Source organism: Williamsia sterculiae (assembly GCF_900156495.1).
In the GTDB taxonomy this organism is placed as follows: Bacteria; Actinomycetota; Actinomycetes; order Mycobacteriales; family Mycobacteriaceae; genus Williamsia_B; species Williamsia_B sterculiae.
In genome coordinates this window covers 263,983-279,553 of sequence record NZ_FTNT01000003.1, presented here as the reverse complement: position 1 = coordinate 279,553, position 15,571 = coordinate 263,983, and the positions used below count along the sequence as shown (strand labels likewise).

13 protein-coding genes and 1 pseudogene are annotated in these 15,571 nt (G+C 67.0%); 6 read left to right on the top strand and 8 right to left on the bottom strand.

Annotated features, from left to right (window positions below; all coding sequences use genetic code 11):
- The first annotated feature begins 360 nt into the window (after nt 1-360).
- The 5 genes and pseudogenes from BW971_RS06870 to BW971_RS21855 form a co-directional block, all read left to right on the top strand.
- Nucleotides 361-1,572, top strand: a complete 1,212-nt coding sequence (locus tag BW971_RS06870; RefSeq protein WP_076477841.1) for an acyl-CoA dehydrogenase family protein — start codon at nt 361-363, stop codon at nt 1,570-1,572.
- 44 nt (nt 1,573-1,616) lie between these two features.
- Nucleotides 1,617-2,657 carry a BMP family ABC transporter substrate-binding protein gene (locus BW971_RS06865; RefSeq protein ID WP_076477839.1) on the top strand — a complete coding sequence of 347 codons (1,041 nt, stop codon included), beginning with the start codon at nt 1,617-1,619 and terminating at the stop codon, nt 2,655-2,657.
- Nucleotides 2,658-2,671: 14 nt separating this feature from the next.
- Nucleotides 2,672-4,201: an ABC transporter ATP-binding protein gene (locus BW971_RS06860; protein WP_076477837.1), complete on the top strand. Its 1,530-nt coding sequence runs from the start codon at nt 2,672-2,674 to the stop codon at nt 4,199-4,201.
- On the top strand, nt 4,198-5,367 hold the full coding sequence (locus BW971_RS06855; RefSeq protein ID WP_076477835.1) for an ABC transporter permease: 1,170 nt from the start codon (nt 4,198-4,200) through the stop codon (nt 5,365-5,367). Before BW971_RS06860 ends, BW971_RS06855 begins: the two co-directional genes overlap by 4 nt.
- Before the next feature lie 14 nt (nt 5,368-5,381).
- Nucleotides 5,382-6,188, top strand: a pseudogene (locus tag BW971_RS21855) (ABC transporter permease); the annotation flags it as partial.
- Between the two features lie 118 nt (nt 6,189-6,306).
- Here BW971_RS21855 and BW971_RS06845 read toward each other — a convergent pair.
- The 8 genes from BW971_RS06845 to BW971_RS06810 form a co-directional block, all read right to left on the bottom strand.
- On the bottom strand, nt 6,307-6,777 hold the full coding sequence (locus BW971_RS06845) for a DnaJ family domain-containing protein (RefSeq protein ID WP_076477832.1): 471 nt from the start codon (nt 6,775-6,777) through the stop codon (nt 6,307-6,309).
- Between the two features lie 19 nt (nt 6,778-6,796).
- Nucleotides 6,797-7,162: a metal-sulfur cluster assembly factor gene (locus BW971_RS06840; protein WP_076477830.1), complete on the bottom strand. Its 366-nt coding sequence runs from the start codon at nt 7,160-7,162 to the stop codon at nt 6,797-6,799.
- 67 nt (nt 7,163-7,229) lie between these two features.
- Nucleotides 7,230-7,682 carry a Fe-S cluster assembly sulfur transfer protein SufU gene (sufU, locus tag BW971_RS06835; protein ID WP_076477828.1) on the bottom strand — a complete coding sequence of 151 codons (453 nt, stop codon included), beginning with the start codon at nt 7,680-7,682 and terminating at the stop codon, nt 7,230-7,232.
- On the bottom strand, nt 7,679-8,956 hold the full coding sequence (locus BW971_RS06830) for a SufS family cysteine desulfurase (protein WP_076477826.1): 1,278 nt from the start codon (nt 8,954-8,956) through the stop codon (nt 7,679-7,681). Before BW971_RS06830 ends, sufU begins: the two co-directional genes overlap by 4 nt.
- Before the next feature lie 76 nt (nt 8,957-9,032).
- On the bottom strand, nt 9,033-9,803 hold the full coding sequence (gene sufC, locus BW971_RS06825; RefSeq protein WP_076477824.1) for a Fe-S cluster assembly ATPase SufC: 771 nt from the start codon (nt 9,801-9,803) through the stop codon (nt 9,033-9,035).
- Nucleotides 9,804-9,880: 77 nt separating this feature from the next.
- Complete coding sequence (sufD, locus tag BW971_RS06820) at nt 9,881-11,116, bottom strand: Fe-S cluster assembly protein SufD (protein ID WP_083709392.1); 1,236 nt, start codon at nt 11,114-11,116, stop codon at nt 9,881-9,883.
- The gene (gene sufB / locus BW971_RS06815) at nt 11,116-12,570 is read right to left on the bottom strand and encodes a Fe-S cluster assembly protein SufB (protein ID WP_076477822.1); all 1,455 of its coding nucleotides are present in this window, start codon (nt 12,568-12,570) and stop codon (nt 11,116-11,118) included. Before sufB ends, sufD begins: the two co-directional genes overlap by 1 nt.
- The gene (locus tag BW971_RS06810) at nt 12,567-13,352 is read right to left on the bottom strand and encodes a helix-turn-helix transcriptional regulator (RefSeq protein ID WP_234974297.1); all 786 of its coding nucleotides are present in this window, start codon (nt 13,350-13,352) and stop codon (nt 12,567-12,569) included. The genes sufB and BW971_RS06810 overlap by 4 nt, the downstream gene beginning before the upstream one ends.
- A 322-nt stretch (nt 13,353-13,674) precedes the next feature.
- Between BW971_RS06810 and mptB the strand changes: the two genes are divergently transcribed.
- The gene (mptB, locus tag BW971_RS06805) at nt 13,675-15,561 is read left to right on the top strand and encodes a polyprenol phosphomannose-dependent alpha 1,6 mannosyltransferase MptB (RefSeq protein WP_234974273.1); all 1,887 of its coding nucleotides are present in this window, start codon (nt 13,675-13,677) and stop codon (nt 15,559-15,561) included.
- The last annotated feature ends 10 nt before the right edge of the window (nt 15,562-15,571 follow it).

Below are 15,571 nucleotides of genomic sequence, written 5' to 3'. Positions count from 1 at the left end.
GTGGTGACGATAGGTCGACGGGATGATCGCAGAAAACAGTTGCGGCCAAGGTGAATGTATCTAATTTGCAGCACTAATGACTTAAAGGAATGTGCTGATAGATTTCTTTGTTCGTTAACCCTCCGCACGATCGACCAATCTGGTCACGACTTTTCACCGGATCGGTTAAAAGCCTCGAAAGCAACGGCGGGCAGTCGCATTTGTGCAGTTCAGCGATTTATTGCACATTTGTGATCGCTTGCGCGACTGCTACGCACACCGCCGAACCGCTCGACTTCCACATCGTGAGAGGTACGTTTCCGTGCGCATGTTCCTGGCACCACACGACGTCATCACGCGTGTCGACCGATCGGAGAAACGATGGCTTCCTCAGCCGTTCTGCGCGATCCGATAACTGCCATCGCGCTCGCCGCGGAACCATTCGCGGCGGAGGCGGCACACCGTGAGCGAACCCACGCGTCACCGCGCGACCAGGTGTCGTCTCTGCTCGACGCCGGGCTGGGGTCATTGCGCGTTCCGACCGATTTCGGCGGTGCCGGGGCGAGTGTCGCGACCCTGGCCGAGGCGCTCATCGCGGTGGCCGCAGCGGACTCGAACCTCGCGCAGATCTTCCGTGGGCATCTCGGGCTCACCGAGATCCTGCGCCGCTACGGATCCGGACGTGCGCGGGACATCCTGCTGCGTGGAGCGGCAAACGGACAGTTCTTCGGTCCCGCGGGGACGGAGGTCAGTGCGACGACTCTGACCTCCTTGTCGACCACGTTGCGCCGGGTCGACGGGAGCCTGTTGCTGGCGGGGTCCAAGTACTACACGACCGGCAGCCTGTATGCGGACTGGTTGAACGTACTGGTGGTCGAAGAAGGTCGGTTCGTGTCGGCCATCGTCGACCGCCACGCCCGCGGTGTGCAGGTTCTCGACGATTGGGACGGCTTCGGACAGCAACTGACCGCCAGTGGTACAGCTGTTTTCGACAACACGCCAGTGGATCCGGACTTCGTCCTGCCGCATGGAGACCCGCTCACCAACGACTACATGGAGGCGTTCTACCAGTTCGTGCACTCGGCCACTCAAGCGGGCATCGCGGCTGCCGTCGCCGACGACGCCGCCACACTGGTGCGCGGACGAACCCGCTCCTATCCCCTGGCGTCGACACCCGACGCGGCGCGAGACCCTCAGGTCCTCGAGATCGTCGGCGAGCTCACGAGCAAGGCGTTCGCAGCCAGAGCGACGGTACTGCATCTGGCCGCGACGTTGGATGCCTTCAACGACGATCCCACTCCGGAGACCGCGCGGCAGGCGCTGCTCGATTCCGCTGCCGCGCAGGTGATCAACACCGACATCGTGGGCACCGCCGCGTGGCGGTTGTTCGACGCCGGCAGTGCGAGCGCGGTGAAATCCGGTCGCGGATTGGATCGCCACCTGCGCAACGCGCGCACGGTCTCGTCGCACAACCCGGCGGCATACAAGGCGTCGTTGATCGGGGATCACGCGGTGAACGGCACCCCGCCGCGCAGCTTCCTCAACAGCGCCGGCGGTGCCGATGACACCGAGACCCCGTCGCAGCACCACTGACACCACCTGCCCTCACCTCACTCCGCCTCGCCGACAGGACACCCATGCGCAAAGTCTCGCTCCCCTCAACGGCCCGGTCCTTATGGACGCTGCTGACTGCTCTCCTGCTGATGGGGACGGCGGCATGTGCCGGTGGAGACACCGCCGACGGGCACCACGAGTTCGTGTACATCACCGATGCGCCCATCGGGCAGAACCAATTCCTCCAGCTCGGCAAGACCGGTACCGAAGCCGCGGCCAAGGCGCTCGGCCACACCGCACACACCTACGAGAGCACCGACGAGCAGTCGCGGCGGTCGAATCTGCAGGCGGCCGTCGCCCGTAAGCCCGCTGCCATCGTCCTGATCACATATGAATTCGACGACCTGGCGGTGGAGTTCGCCAAACAGTATCCCGGTCAGCAGTTCGTGTTGATCGACTCGTGCCCGCAGGAGGTACCCACGAACCTGCGGTGCGGTCAGTTCAAGGAGTACGAGTCCTCGTACCTTCTCGGTGTCGAGGCCGGCCTGCTGACGCATTCGACCAAGATCGGTACGGTGGCCGCCAAGGACTCGCCCTTCTTCCACCGTTGGTCGGACGCATTCGCGTTGGGTGCCCGGAGCGTCAACCCGCGTCTGCGGGATTCCCAACTGTTCGTCGGCGGTGACAACGCCGTCGGCGACCCGGCCCGCTCGAAGGAGTTGGCACTGACGCTCATCCAGTCGGGCGCGGACCAGGTGTACGGAGTGACCGGTGGCGGCAACGGCGGAGTGTTCGAGGCCGCCAAGCAGAGCCGCGGCGTGCTGGCCTACGGAGTCGACGTGAACCAGTGCCCGCAGGCACCGGGGACGATCGTCGACAACGCCATCAAGCGGATCGACAAGGTGGAACTGGACCTGCTGACGCAGATCACCCAGAACCGACCCGGTGGTACCGACACCGAGTTCGGGCTGGCACAGGACGGCTCCACCGTCACGGGCCTCACCGAGGACGCCTCGTCCAGCGGGTGCGTCATCAGCCGGCACCCCGACATCCTGGCTCGCGTCAAACAGGCCCGTGACCAGATCGTCGACGGGCAGATCACCATTCCGCACGCCAGCAGCTGAGGCGACGGCTTCCGATGCCCACCGTCGCTATGCACGAGATCACCAAACGATTCGGCGCGGTTCTCGCCAACGACGCCGTGTCGATCACGGTGCGTGAGGGCGAGATCCTCGCGCTGGTCGGTGAGAACGGAGCGGGTAAGTCGACGCTGATGTCGATCCTGTACGGGATCCACGGCCCCGATTCCGGTCACATCACGCTGGACGGTGAACCCGTGGTATTCGAGTCCACCGCCGACGCGATCGGCAGTGGGTTGGGGATGGTCTTCCAGCACTTCCAGTTGTTCCCCGGGATGTCGGTGGCCGAGAACGTGGTGTACGGGTCCGAACCTCGCCATCGCTTCGGGGTTCTTCGTCGTCGAGACTCGGCGCGGCAGGTCGAGGAGATAGCGACGCGGTACGGGCTACAGGTCCCCGCGACGGCCCCGGTCGACGACCTACCCGTGGGGCTGCTGCAGCGCATCGAGATAGTCAAAGCCCTCTACCGCGGAGCACAGACGCTGATCCTCGACGAACCGACCGGCGTGCTGACGCCGCAGGAGGCACGAGCACTGTTCGTCGTGCTGCGTCAACTCGCCGCCGAGGGACGCTCCGTCATCCTCATCACCCACAAGCTCGACGAGGTGGTCGCCGTCGCCGATCAGGTGGTGGTGCTGCGCGACGGTCGTACGGTTTTCCGGTCACCGGTGTCGGAGACGACGACACGAGAACTCGCGCGGCACATGACCGGGCGTGAGCTCGACCTACGACCACGACGTGCATCCACCGCACCGGGTGCCGCGGTGCTCACGGTCGGGAACGCACGTTGCGGTGCCAGTGACGATCGCGGTGCGCTCGACGACGTGTCGGTCGAGGTGCGTGCCGGTGAGATCGTCGGTGTCGCAGGGGTGGCGGGCAACGGCCAGGAGACACTCGCGGCCGTCGTGGCCGGGCATCGGCAGCTGCGCGCCGGACGCGTGATCCTCGACGGCGTCGACGTCACCCGAACGTACAATCATCACCGACGAAGGGTCGGGCTCGCCCACATCCCTGAGGACCGCAATCGCGACGGGGTCGCGCGGGATGCCGACGTGGCCACGAATCTCGCCACCGGATTTCACCGCAGCGCGCCTCTCGCGGTGCGCGGGATACTCCGCCCACGCGCGATTCGCGCCCACGCCACCGATCTCATCGGCCATTTCGGCATCAAGGTGGGTGGTCCCGGCGTCGCCGTGCGTACTCTGTCCGGCGGCAACACCCAGAAGGTGGTCATCGCCCGGGAACTGACACACGCCGTACCGTTCCTACTCGCCGAACAACCGACGCGTGGAGTCGATCTCGGCGCCATCGAGTTCATCTACGAGCGACTCGACCGCTATCGACGCAACGGCGGCGGGATATTACTGGTCTCCAGTGAGATCAGCGAGCTCCTCAGCCTCAGCGATCGGATACTCGTGATGTTCGCCGGACGGATCGCCGGTGAACTGTCCGCCGTGGAGGCCACTCCCGAGCGGATCGGCGCGTTGATGTCGGGAACCGCAGCGACGGTCGACGAGACCTGTCGATGAGTACGACGACCACGATGACGCGTCGACTGGGCCGGGTGGCAGGCGAGCTCGCCACGCGCCGGGTCAGGAGCGTCGATCCGGTGCGGACCCTCGACACAGCGCTCGCCGTGGTGCTCACCGCCGCCGTGATGACCGCCCTGTTCAGTACCGCCGGCCGCAATCCGTTCGCCCTGTACCACAGCCTGTTCGCGGGTTCGCTGGCCGGAATCGGGTTGGTCACGACACTCCAGCAGACCGTGCCCGTGGTCGGTCTTGGCCTCGCGCTTTCCTTTTCCTTCCGTGCGGGTCAGTTCAATCTCGGCGCGGCGGGTCAGTTCGTCGGCGGCGGGGTCGGCGGAACGGCGGTCGCACTCACCATGCCGGGCCCCGGCTGGCTGGTCATCGGCGCCTCGTTGCTCGCCGCGATGGTCGTCGGCGCGGCGTTGTCGACCATCTGCGCGGCGTTGTTCACCGCACTCGGCGCACCGGTGTTCGCCACGTCGCTGCTGCTGAACTACCCGATCATCTCGACCAGCTCATACCTGATCAAGGTGACGATGAAGGACCCCACCTCGTCGATGGACGCCTCCCGCCTCATACCCACCGAGCGTCGCATCGGCGTGATCGGCCCGCCTGGGGGATCCGTGGCCCACCTGTTCGACTCCGTGTTCGGCCAGTACAGCACCGCCACGCTGATCGTCGGCGGTCTCAACTGGTCGGTGCTCATCGTCGCGGTGATCTGGGCTCTCGTGGTGTTCATCAACGCGCGGTTGCCCATCGGATTCGAGACACGACTCATCGGGTTGAGTCCGGACATGGCGCGGAGCAGCGGCATCCGTTCCGACAGGGCCATTCTCGTCAACATGGCCATCGGCGGAGCGATCACCGGGCTGATGGGTATCGTCGTGGTGCTCGGCACCCATTTCCGACTGATCGACGGGGCGCTCGATGGCACCGGGTACCCGATCACCGCGCTGCTGGTGGTTCTCCTCGCGCGCAACAGGGCCGTTGCGGTGGTGGTTGTCGGGTTCCTGTTCACCGCGCTCGGCGTCGGTGGCGAGGAGATCGAGCGGGACTACGGGTTGTCGTCCTATGTCTCGACCATCGTGCAGGCGCTGGTGGTCTTCCTGGTGTCGATCAAGCTGACGCCTCGGGTGCTCGCACGACGGTGGGGGGTGCGACGGTGAACCCGGATGTGGTGATGTCACCGGAGATCCTGGCGGGTTGTGTCCGTGCACTCGTTCCGCTGATCCTGCTGGGGGTCGGGGCGCTGATCTGTCACCAGGCGGGGGTGTTCAATGTCGCGCTCGAGGGACTGATGCTGACCGGTTGCTTCGCGGCGGTCGCCGGTAGCGCGCTCACCGGAAACGTCGTCCTCGCCGTGCTCATCGCCGTCGGCGCGTCCACGGCGGTCGCGTACGTCCTCGCGGTCGGTGCGGTATCCCGCCATGGTGATCCCCTCATCCTCGGCACCGCGGCGAACCTGCTGGTGTCCGGCCTGACCACATTCCTGCTCCAGGCGATGTTCCATGTGCGCGGTACATATCAACGCCCCGACCTCGCGCGACTGCCCCACTGGTTCACCTCTGCGACCGACACCGTCCCGTACCTCGGTCCCGCGATCGCCGCCGTGAGCCCGCTGGGAGTGCTGGCGATCCTGGCCGTCGTCGCCGTGTACGGATATCTGCGCCACAGCGTGAGCGGACTACGGCTTCGTGGGGTCGGTGTACATCCGGAGGCGGCGAGCTCGCTGGGGGTGACACCGTCGAGGTATCGGTTCGCTGCCCTGCTGGTCTCGGGCGTCCTGGGCGGGTTGGCAGGCGCGGAGCTGTCGCTCGGCTCCGTGGCCCTCTTCACCGAGGACATGTCCGCGGGGCGGGGCTGGGTGCTGGTGCTCATCATGTTGCTGGCCGGAGGCCGCGTCATGGCTGTCGTGGCCCTGTTGATCCTCTATGCGTACGCACAGGCGCTCGGGTTCCGGCTGCAGACGGTCGGGCTGCCCATGCAGTTCTCCGACGCCGCCCCGTATGTGGCCATACTCGTGGCGATCACCTGGCTGGGGATTCGGGCGCGGATCCGTGCCCGGACGGCGAGAGCAGACGATCAGGTCGACACACCCGGTCCGATCAGCGGCGTCGCAGCTCCCGCCAGCGTCGGACCAGATCGTCGACGTCCACCGTCTGCGCCACCAACGACGCACTCGGACCGAGGCGAGGCGCGAGTCGATCCAGCTTCACCCGACGATTGAAGTCCTGCAACACCGCGCGTACCGCACTCTCGTCGGCCACGTCCAGCAGCGACCCCGGGAACCCGTCCCGTTCGCGACGGAGTTGCACGACGGGCGGCATCAGCGCCGAGGAGTCGAGGTTCTCGTCGGCGATCTTCTGTTTCGCCCACCAGTCGGGGTCGTCGAGCCCGTTCAGGTTCAACGGTTTCCCGGAACCCGGCAGGTTGTCGAACTCACCGCGCTCGGTGGCCTCGCGGATCAGTCGGTCGACGCGTGACTCGTGGCGCGGGCGGCTCCAGTGTCGACGCGGTGCGCGCCGCCGCCCACCGGGGTTCTCGGCTGATCGGTCACCGCTGGGTTCGTCGACCACGATTCGCCCGAGGTACGGCTCAGACGGTGAACCCGAGCGCCCGCAGCTGGTCACGGCCGTCGTCGGTGATCTTGTCCGGTCCCCACGGCGGCATCCACACCCAGTTGATCTCCATGTCGGTGCACAGTCCGGAATTGACCAACGCGGTACGCGTCTGGTCCTCCAGCACGTCGGTCAACGGGCAGGCAGGCGAGGTCAGCGTCATGTCGATCTTGGCCACCGCCTCGTCACTGACCTCGATGCCGTACACCAGGCCCAGATCGACGACGTTGATGCCGAGTTCGGGATCGACGACGTCGTACATCGCCTCCTCGATGTCGGTGATCTCAGGCAGCGCCGTCTGGGGTGCAGGCGTCTCGGGAGCGGGAGTCTCGGTGTCTGTCATTGCTTCTCCTGACTTGGGCTTCTCCTGATGTGGGCTTCCCCTGATGTGGACGAGAAATTCGAGGCGGTCAACCGGGTGCCGACGCGACGGTCTGGGCCACCGCGTCCTTGAACGCCAGCCAACCCAGCAATGCGCACTTCACGCGGGCGGGGTACTTGCTGACGCCGGCGAAGGCGATGCCGTCACCGATGACGTCTTCGTCACCGGCATCCTTGCCACGGGAGGTCATCATGTCGTTGAACGACTGCACCGTGGCGAGGGCCTCGTCGACACTCATCCCGACGATCTGGTCGTAGAGCACCGAGGTGGACGCCTGCGAGATCGAGCACCCCTGCCCGTCGTAGGACACGTCCGAGACGGTTCTGCCGTCGTCGGACAACTCGACGCGCAGCGTGACCTCGTCGCCACAGGTCGGATTCACGTGGTGCACCTCGGCCCCGTACGGATCCCGCAGCCCACGTCCGTGCGGGTGCTTGTAGTGGTCCAGGATCACTTCCTGGTACATCTGTTCCATTCTCACGGCGTCACCCCGAAGAACTTCTGCGCCGTCACGATCGCGTCGGCGAGTGCATCGACCTCGCCGAGCGTGTTGTAGGCCGCGAATGACGCGCGCGCGGTGGCCGCGACGCCGAAGCGACGGTGCAGTGGCCACGCGCAGTGATGGCCCACGCGGATGGCGACGCCCTCGTCGTCGAGGACCTGCCCCAGATCGTGGGCGTGGATGCCGTCGACCACGAACGAGACCGCGCCACCGCGACGGTCGGTGGTCTCCGGACCGACGATGCGGACGCCGGCGATCGCCGTGAGACGGTCGAGTGCGTGGGCGGTCAGGTCGTGCTCATGTGCCGCGATCTCCGACATCCCCACCGTCCGCAGGTACCGCACGGCCGCGCCCAGCCCGACGACCTGCGAGGTCATCGGCACCCCGGCCTCGAACCGCTGCGGTGGTGGCGCGAACGTGGAGCCCTCCATGGTGACCGTCTCGATCATCGAACCGCCGGTGATGAACGGTGGCAGCTGCTCGAGCAGTGCGGACTTTCCGTAGAGGACACCCACACCCGACGGCCCGAACATCTTGTGACCGGAGAAGGCCGCGAAGTCGACATCCGAGGCCGCGAAGTCCACCGACATGTGCGGCACCGACTGGCATGCGTCGAGCACGGCCAGCGCGCCGACCGCGTGGGCCCGCGAGACGAGCTCCGCGACGTCGGCGACGGCACCGGTGACGTTGGACTGGTGGGTGAACGCGACCACCCGCACCGTGTCGTCCAGGGTCAGCGAATCCAGGTCGATGCGACCGTCGTCGGTGACGCCGTACCAGCGCAACGTGGCACCGGTGCGTCGACACAGCTCCTGCCACGGAACGAGATTCGCGTGATGTTCGAGCTCGGTGGTGACCACGGTGTCGCCGGGAACCAGCGGCCTGCCACCGAACAGCGGTGCCGATCGGTCGTCGCCGAGGGTGAACGCCACCAGGTTCAGCGCCTCGGTCGCGTTCTTGGTGAACACGATCTCCGCAGCGGTCGCACCGACGAACGCCGCGATGTCGGCGCGCGCCTCCTCGTAGACATCCGTCGCCTCCTCGGCGAGCTGATGGGCGCCGCGGTGCACGGCGGCATTGTGATGCGTCAGGAAGTACCGCTCGGCGTCGAGCACCTGCTCGGGCCGTTGCGAGGTCGCACCCGAGTCGAGGTAGACCAACGGCTTGTCGTCACGCACCGTGCGCGACAGGATCGGGAAATCCGCGCGCAGGGCGGTGATGTCGAGTGCATCGGTGCTGCTGGTGATGGTCATGAGACGGCTCCTGTTCTGCGCCAAACGTTCCGCGCTACCCGTTCTGGGCGATCCGCCGATGGTCACGAACCCACGATCAGGCCCGTACGCCTGCGGTGAAGCGCTCGTAGCCGTTCTCCTCGAGCTCGTCGGCCAGCTCGGGACCGCCGGACTCGACGATGCGGCCGTTGACGAACACGTGCACGTGATCGGGGTGGATGTAGCGCAGGATTCGCGTGTAGTGGGTGATCAGCAGCACGCCGCCGTTCTCCCGTTCCTTGTAGCGGTTCACTCCCTCGGAGACCACGCGCAACGCGTCGACGTCCAGGCCGGAATCGGTCTCGTCGAGGATCGCGATACCCGGCTTGAGCAGCCCCAGCTGCAGGATCTCGTGGCGCTTCTTCTCACCGCCGGAGAAGCCCTCGTTCACGCTGCGCTCGGCGAAGGACGGATCGATGTCCAGTTCGGTCATCGCCTCCTTGGTCTCCTTGACCCAATGGCGCAGCTTGGGGGCCTCGCCACGCACGGCGGTCGCCGCGGTGCGCAGGAAATTCGACATCGACACGCCGGGCACCTCGACCGGGTACTGCATCGCCAGGAACAGGCCCGCGCGGGCCCGCTCGTCGACGGTCATCTCCAGCACGTCCTCACCGTCGAGGGTGATCGACCCCTGGGTGACGACGTACTTGGGGTGGCCGGCGATGGCGTACGACAGCGTCGACTTGCCGGAGCCGTTGGGGCCCATGATCGCATGGGTCTCCCCCGACGACACGGTCAGGTCCACACCCTTGAGGATGTGGATCGGTTCGGCGTCGGCGTCGCTCTGCGCGACGTCGACGTGCAGGTCACGGATCTCCAAAGTGGTCACGGTAGAAAAAGTTCCTTGCTCTATACGAGATTGGGGCTCGAGAAGAATTGGGCTCGGGTGTGAGGGATCGGTCGGCGTCAGGCGCCTGCGGTCTCGAGTTCGGCCTCGATGGCCGCGTTCAACCGCTCGCGTAGTTCGGGCACCGCGATGCGCGCGATGATCTCGCCGAAGAATCCACGGACCACCAGTCGGCGGGCCTGCTCCTCGGGGATGCCGCGCGCCTGCAGGTAGAACAACTGCTCGTCGTCGAACCGGCCGGTGGCGCTGGCGTGTCCGGCACCGACGATCTCCCCGGTCTCGATCTCCAGGTTGGGCACCGAGTCGGCCCGGGCGTTGTCGGTGAGCACCAGGTTGCGGTTGAGCTCGAAGGTGTCTGTGCCCTCGGCCTCGGGACGGATGAGCACGTCGCCGATCCAGACGGTGTGCGCTTCACGGCGACGACCGGAGGCATCCTTCTGCGCCGGCCCCACATCGCCCTGCAACGCACCCTTGTACACCACGTTGGACCGGCAGTGCGGCTGCGCGTGGTCGACCAACAGTCGCTGTTCGAGGTGCTGTCCGGCGTCGGCGAAGTACAGACCGAGCAGTTCCGCGTCACCACCGGGTCCGTCGTAGTGCACCACCGGTGAGAGCCGGACGAGGTCACCGCCGAGGCTGACCGCGAAGTGCCGGATGACCGCATCGCGCCCGACACGCACGTGGTGTGCGGCGACGTGGACGGCGTCGTCGGCCCAGTCGTGCACGTTGACCACGGTCAGGTGCGCGCCGTCGCCGACGACGAACTCGACGTTCTCGGCATAGGTGCCGCTGCCCTGCTGGTCCAGCACGATCACGGCGCGGGCGAACCGCTCCAATCGGATCTGCAGATGACCGTAGGCGACCTGGTCCTCGCCCGGTCCGGTCACCACCACCGAGATGGGCTCGCGCTGCTCGACCTCGGCGCCGATGGTGACGACGGTGGCCGCGGTGAACGACGACCACGCCTGGGCGGCGATCCGGTCGAACGGGACGCCGCCGTCGCCGAGGCGGGAGTCGTCGCGACCGACGGTCTCGACGGTCACGCCGTCACCGGCGTCGGACACCGTCACACCCGCCTCCGCGGTACGTTCGGCGGTTCCGTCGTGCAGACCGCGCAACCGACGGAACGGGGTGAACCGCCAGGCCTCCTCGCGCGGACTCGGCACCTCGAACGCGTCGACGTCGTACGAGGTGAACTGCTCGCCCTTGTTGGTGACGATGACGGTCGGGGTCTTGTCGACGTTCTCGCCGCGGACCGCTCCGACCACCCCTGCGGGCGTGGACTCCGCTGCCATCAACCCACCGATCCTTCCATCTGCAGCTCGATGAGCCGGTTGAGCTCGAGTGCGTACTCCATCGGCAACTCCTTGGCGATGGGCTCGACGAACCCGCGGACCACCATGGCCATCGCCTCGTCCTCGGTCAGGCCACGGCTCATCAGGTAGAAGAGCTGATCGTCGCTGACCTTGGACACCGTGGCCTCGTGGCCCATGGTCACGTCGTCCTCACGGATGTCGACGTAGGGGTAGGTGTCGCTACGGGAGATCTGGTCCACCAGCAGCGCGTCGCACTTCACCGTCGAGCGGCTGCCGTGGGCTCCCTTGTTGACCTGCACCAGGCCGCGGTACGAGGCCCGTCCGCCACCCCGCGCGACCGACTTGGAGACGATGTTCGAGGACGTGTGCGGGGCCAGGTGGACCATCTTGGATCCGGTGTCCTGGTGCTGCCCGGCGCCCGCGAACGCCACCGAGAGCACCTCGCCCTTCGCGTACTCGCCGGTCATCCAGACGGCCGGGTACTTCATCGTCACCTTGGAGCCGATGTTGCCGTCGACCCACTCCATGGTTGCGCCCGCTTCGGCCTTCGCCCGCTTGGTCACCAGGTTGTACACGTTGTTCGACCAGTTCTGGATGGTGGTGTAGCGGCACCGACCACCCTTCTTGACGATGATCTCGACGACCGCCGAGTGCAGCGAGTCGGTCTTGTAGATCGGCGCGGTGCACCCCTCGACGTAATGCACGTAGGCGTCCTCGTCGACGATGATCAGCGTCCGCTCGAACTGGCCCATGTTCTCGGTGTTGATACGGAAATAAGCCTGTAGCGGGATGTCGACGTGCACACCCTTGGGCACGTAGATGAACGAGCCTCCCGACCACACCGCGGTGTTCAGCGCGGAGAACTTGTTGTCGCCGGCCGGGATCACCGACCCGAAGTACTCCTCGAACAGCTCCGGGTGCTCCTTGAGTGCGGTGTCGGTGTCGAGGAAGATCACACCCTGCGCCTCGAGGTCCTCACGGATGGAGTGGTAGACCACCTCGGACTCGTATTGGGCGGCCACGCCCGAGACCAGCCGCTGCTTCTCCGCCTCGGGGATGCCCAGCTTGTCGTAGGTGCTCTTGATGTCGGCGGGCAGGTCGTCCCAGGTGGCGGCCTGCTTCTCGCTGGACCGCACGAAGTACTTGATGTTGTCGAAGTCGATGCCGTCGAGGTTGCTGCCCCACGTCGGCATCGGCTTGCGGTCGAAGATGTTCAAAGCCTTCAGGCGGGCCTCCAACATCCAGGCAGGCTCGCTCTTCTTCTGCGAGATGTCGGCGACGACCGCCTCCGACAGGCCACGCTGCGCACTGGCCCCCGCGACGTCCGAGTCGGCCCAGCCGTACCCGTAGGCGCCGAACGACTGCAGGGCCTCTTCCTGGGTCAACGGTGCCGTCACGGTGCCCGCGGTGCGATCGGGGTCGGTGACTGTCATCGGGTCTCCTCTACTCGGTTCCCTCGGTCCGACGTGGGCTGCACATCGGTGGTGGTGGATGTCTGTCGGTGTGTACCGGACTCCGGTGTCACGGTCTGGTGTGTCGTGGTCTGGGGTGTCACGGTCTGGGGTGTCGTGGTCTGGCGTGCCACCGGCTCCGCTGTCGGGACCAGGGGTACGTGCGTGGTGCAGGCGCAGTCGCCGTTGGCGATGGTCGCCAGCCGTTGCACGTGCGTCCCCAGCAACTCGGTGAACATCGTTGTCTCGGCCTCGCAGAGTTCCGGGAACTCGGCCGCGACGTGCGCGACCGGGCAGTGGTGCTGACAGATCTGCACGCCGGTACCCACCCGTTCGGTGGACGCCGCGAACCCGGAGGCGGTCAGCGCCTCGGCGATCTGTTCGGCTGTCCGCTCCACCTGCTCGGGCGAGGTGGTTCCGTCACCGCCTGGTGCAACGGGATCGACGCCGCCGACCATTCCCCGGATCCGGTCCTGTGCGAAATCGGTCACAGCATCGTCGCCGGCCACGTCGCGTAACTTGCGCATCGCCGCCCCGGCCAGGTCGTCGTAGGTGTGGTGCAGGCGCCCCCGACCGGTGGGGGTCAACCGGAATCGCTTGGCGGGCCGTCCGCGACCACGCTGTTCGAACCGGGATCCACCGATCGTGGACTCGACGTCGCCCGCGGCGATGAGCGCGTCGAGGTGTCGGCGGACGCCCGCCGCGGTCAGTCCGAGGCGGTGGCCGATATCGGTGGCGGTGGCGGGACCACCCTCGACGAGCATGGTCACCACAGCTGCTCGGGTCTGCCCGTCGTGGTGTTCGGCCACGGGAGGATGAGCCGTGGTGTGCGGATCGCTGACCTGCGGTGACGATGTCGGGTGGGCAACAGTCGTCGACGTGGTGCGATCGACAGTCGTCGGCACCGACGCGTCGGCCGCGGCCGCGTGGGATTCGAGGCGAACTGTTTTCACAACACGAGTGTTGCCTAATTCCCGGGACATTGCCAGCAAGGGTGACCTTGCCTACTCGACGGTGCGGGAGCGGTGATCCCGGTCGTCGCCGGGCGGTCCGTCACCCGCCGGCGAGGCATTACGATCGGCGTTTGTGCCAGACATCCCCACGGGAGACCCGCAGCCGAGTCGGCTGACCCGTGGACTGGACTATCTGGGACTGCGCAAGGTCACCGACCGGGGCACGGACAGCACCGGCGACTACGGCACCGCGGTGGCCCGCCTACATCGCAACGAACCCGAGGTGGGGCCGCTGCTGCCGGTGGAGAACCGCAGGCTGCAGCGGATCCGGTTGTTCGGCGGCGTCGGGTCCATCCTGCTGCTGATCGGTTCGCTGGGCACCGGCGCGCTGCCCGTGCTGCAGAACCCCATCGCGGGGGTCCGCGTGCTGTCGTTGCCCTCGCGTATGGCCACGACCGCCGTCACCCTGTCGGTCACCGGGACGATCGTGCTGGTGGTGGCCTGGCTCATGCTGGGTCGATTCGCGGTCGGCCGGTTGCAGGACGACGTGATGCGCGGCCGGGCGCCGAAACGGCGGATGACCCGACGACAGGCCGATCGCACCCTGTTGTTGTGGATCGCCCCGTTCGTCGTCGCCCCGCCGTTGCTCAGCAAGGACGTCTACTCGTATCTGGCGCAGAGCGCCATCGCCTACCGCGGGATGGATCCCTACACGATCAGCCCGGCCGCCGGGCTGGGCGTGGACCACGTCTTCACCCGGTCGGTGCCCACACTGTGGCGAGACACCCCGGCTCCGTACGGTCCGCTGTTCCTGTGGCTCGGCAAGGGCATCACCGCGATCACCGGCGACAACCTGCCTGCCGCGATCCTGCTGCACCGGGCGATCGCGCTGGTCGGGGTGGCGCTCATCGTGTGGGCGCTGCCGCGACTGGCCCGCCGCTGTGGGGTGTCCCCCATCACCGCACTGTGGTTGGGAGCGATGAACCCGCTGCTGATCCTGCATCTGGTCGGTGGCATCCACAACGACGGGTTGATGTTGGGCCTGATGCTGGCGGGCATCGAACTGTGCTTCCGCGGCATCGACAGCGCGACGTCGCTGCGCAGACCGGGATCGCGGTGGCCGTCCACCGCGGGGTGGCTGCTGATCGGTGGCACCGCGGTGATCGCCGCGTCGGCCATGGTCAAGGTGTCCTCGGTGATGGCGTTGGGCTTCGTCGGGATCGCTCTGGCCCGACGCTGGGGTGCCACCTTGCCCGCGCTGCGACATGCGCCCGTCCGTCAGTGGTGGCAGCGATCGCGGCGCAGCGTGCTGGCACTCCTCGCGGCGGCCGCCACCCTCGGTGCCATCCTCGGAGCCGTCGCCGTGGTCATCTGCGTCGGCACCGGCCTCGGTTTCGGCTGGACCTCCACGCTGAGCACCGGCAACGTGGTGCGGTCCTGGATGTCCATGCCGACTCTGCTCGCGGTCACCACCGGACGCGTCGGGGTGTGGATGGGTCTCGGCGACCACACCCAGGCCATGCTCGACGTCGCCCGTCCGGTGGGACAGCTGGTCGCGGGGATCTTCATCATCCGATGGCTGCTCGCGGCTCTCGGTGATCGACTGCACCCACTCGGTGCCTACGGCGTGGCGACCGCGACCTTCGTGGTGTTCTTCCCGTTCGTGCAGGCCTGGTACCTGTTGTGGGCGATCATCCCGCTGGCCGCCTGGGCCACCGGGCGCTGGTTCCGCCTCATCGCGATCATCGTCTCCGCGGTCATCGCCATCGTGGTGCTGCCGACGGGTGCCGGCACCCGCGGGTTCCAACTGGCGGAGGGGTTGGTCGCCGCGGTCATCGTCTCGGCGGTTCTGACCGCCTTGTTCTTCGAGCGGATGCCGTGGCAGCGGGACCATCGGGACGCCGGGGTCGACACCGACGGCGCTCCTCGGACCGCGGTCCCCGATCCGGGGTCGTCCGCCGTCGACGACCAGGACCTCGGGGTGGTCGACCGGTCGACCACCCCGAGCAGCTCCCGGTGAGGCGCGCGGC

Bases quoted from the DNA above. Each gene is read 5' to 3' on its own strand.
- BW971_RS06870 (WP_076477841.1), top strand. From the start codon at position 361: ATGGCTTCCTCAGCCGTTCTGCGCGATCCGATAACTGCCATCGCGCTC.
- BW971_RS06865 (WP_076477839.1), top strand. From the start codon at position 1,617: ATGCGCAAAGTCTCGCTCCCCTCAACGGCCCGGTCCTTATGGACGCTG.
- BW971_RS06860 (WP_076477837.1), top strand. From the start codon at position 2,672: ATGCCCACCGTCGCTATGCACGAGATCACCAAACGATTCGGCGCGGTT.
- BW971_RS06855 (WP_076477835.1), top strand. From the start codon at position 4,198: ATGAGTACGACGACCACGATGACGCGTCGACTGGGCCGGGTGGCAGGC.
- BW971_RS06840 (WP_076477830.1), bottom strand. From the start codon at position 7,162: ATGACAGACACCGAGACTCCCGCTCCCGAGACGCCTGCACCCCAGACG.
- BW971_RS06830 (WP_076477826.1), bottom strand. From the start codon at position 8,956: ATGACCATCACCAGCAGCACCGATGCACTCGACATCACCGCCCTGCGC.
- sufD (WP_083709392.1), bottom strand. From the start codon at position 11,116: ATGGCAGCGGAGTCCACGCCCGCAGGGGTGGTCGGAGCGGTCCGCGGC.
- sufB (WP_076477822.1), bottom strand. From the start codon at position 12,570: ATGACAGTCACCGACCCCGATCGCACCGCGGGCACCGTGACGGCACCG.
- BW971_RS06810 (WP_234974297.1), bottom strand. From the start codon at position 13,352: ATGCTCGTCGAGGGTGGTCCCGCCACCGCCACCGATATCGGCCACCGC.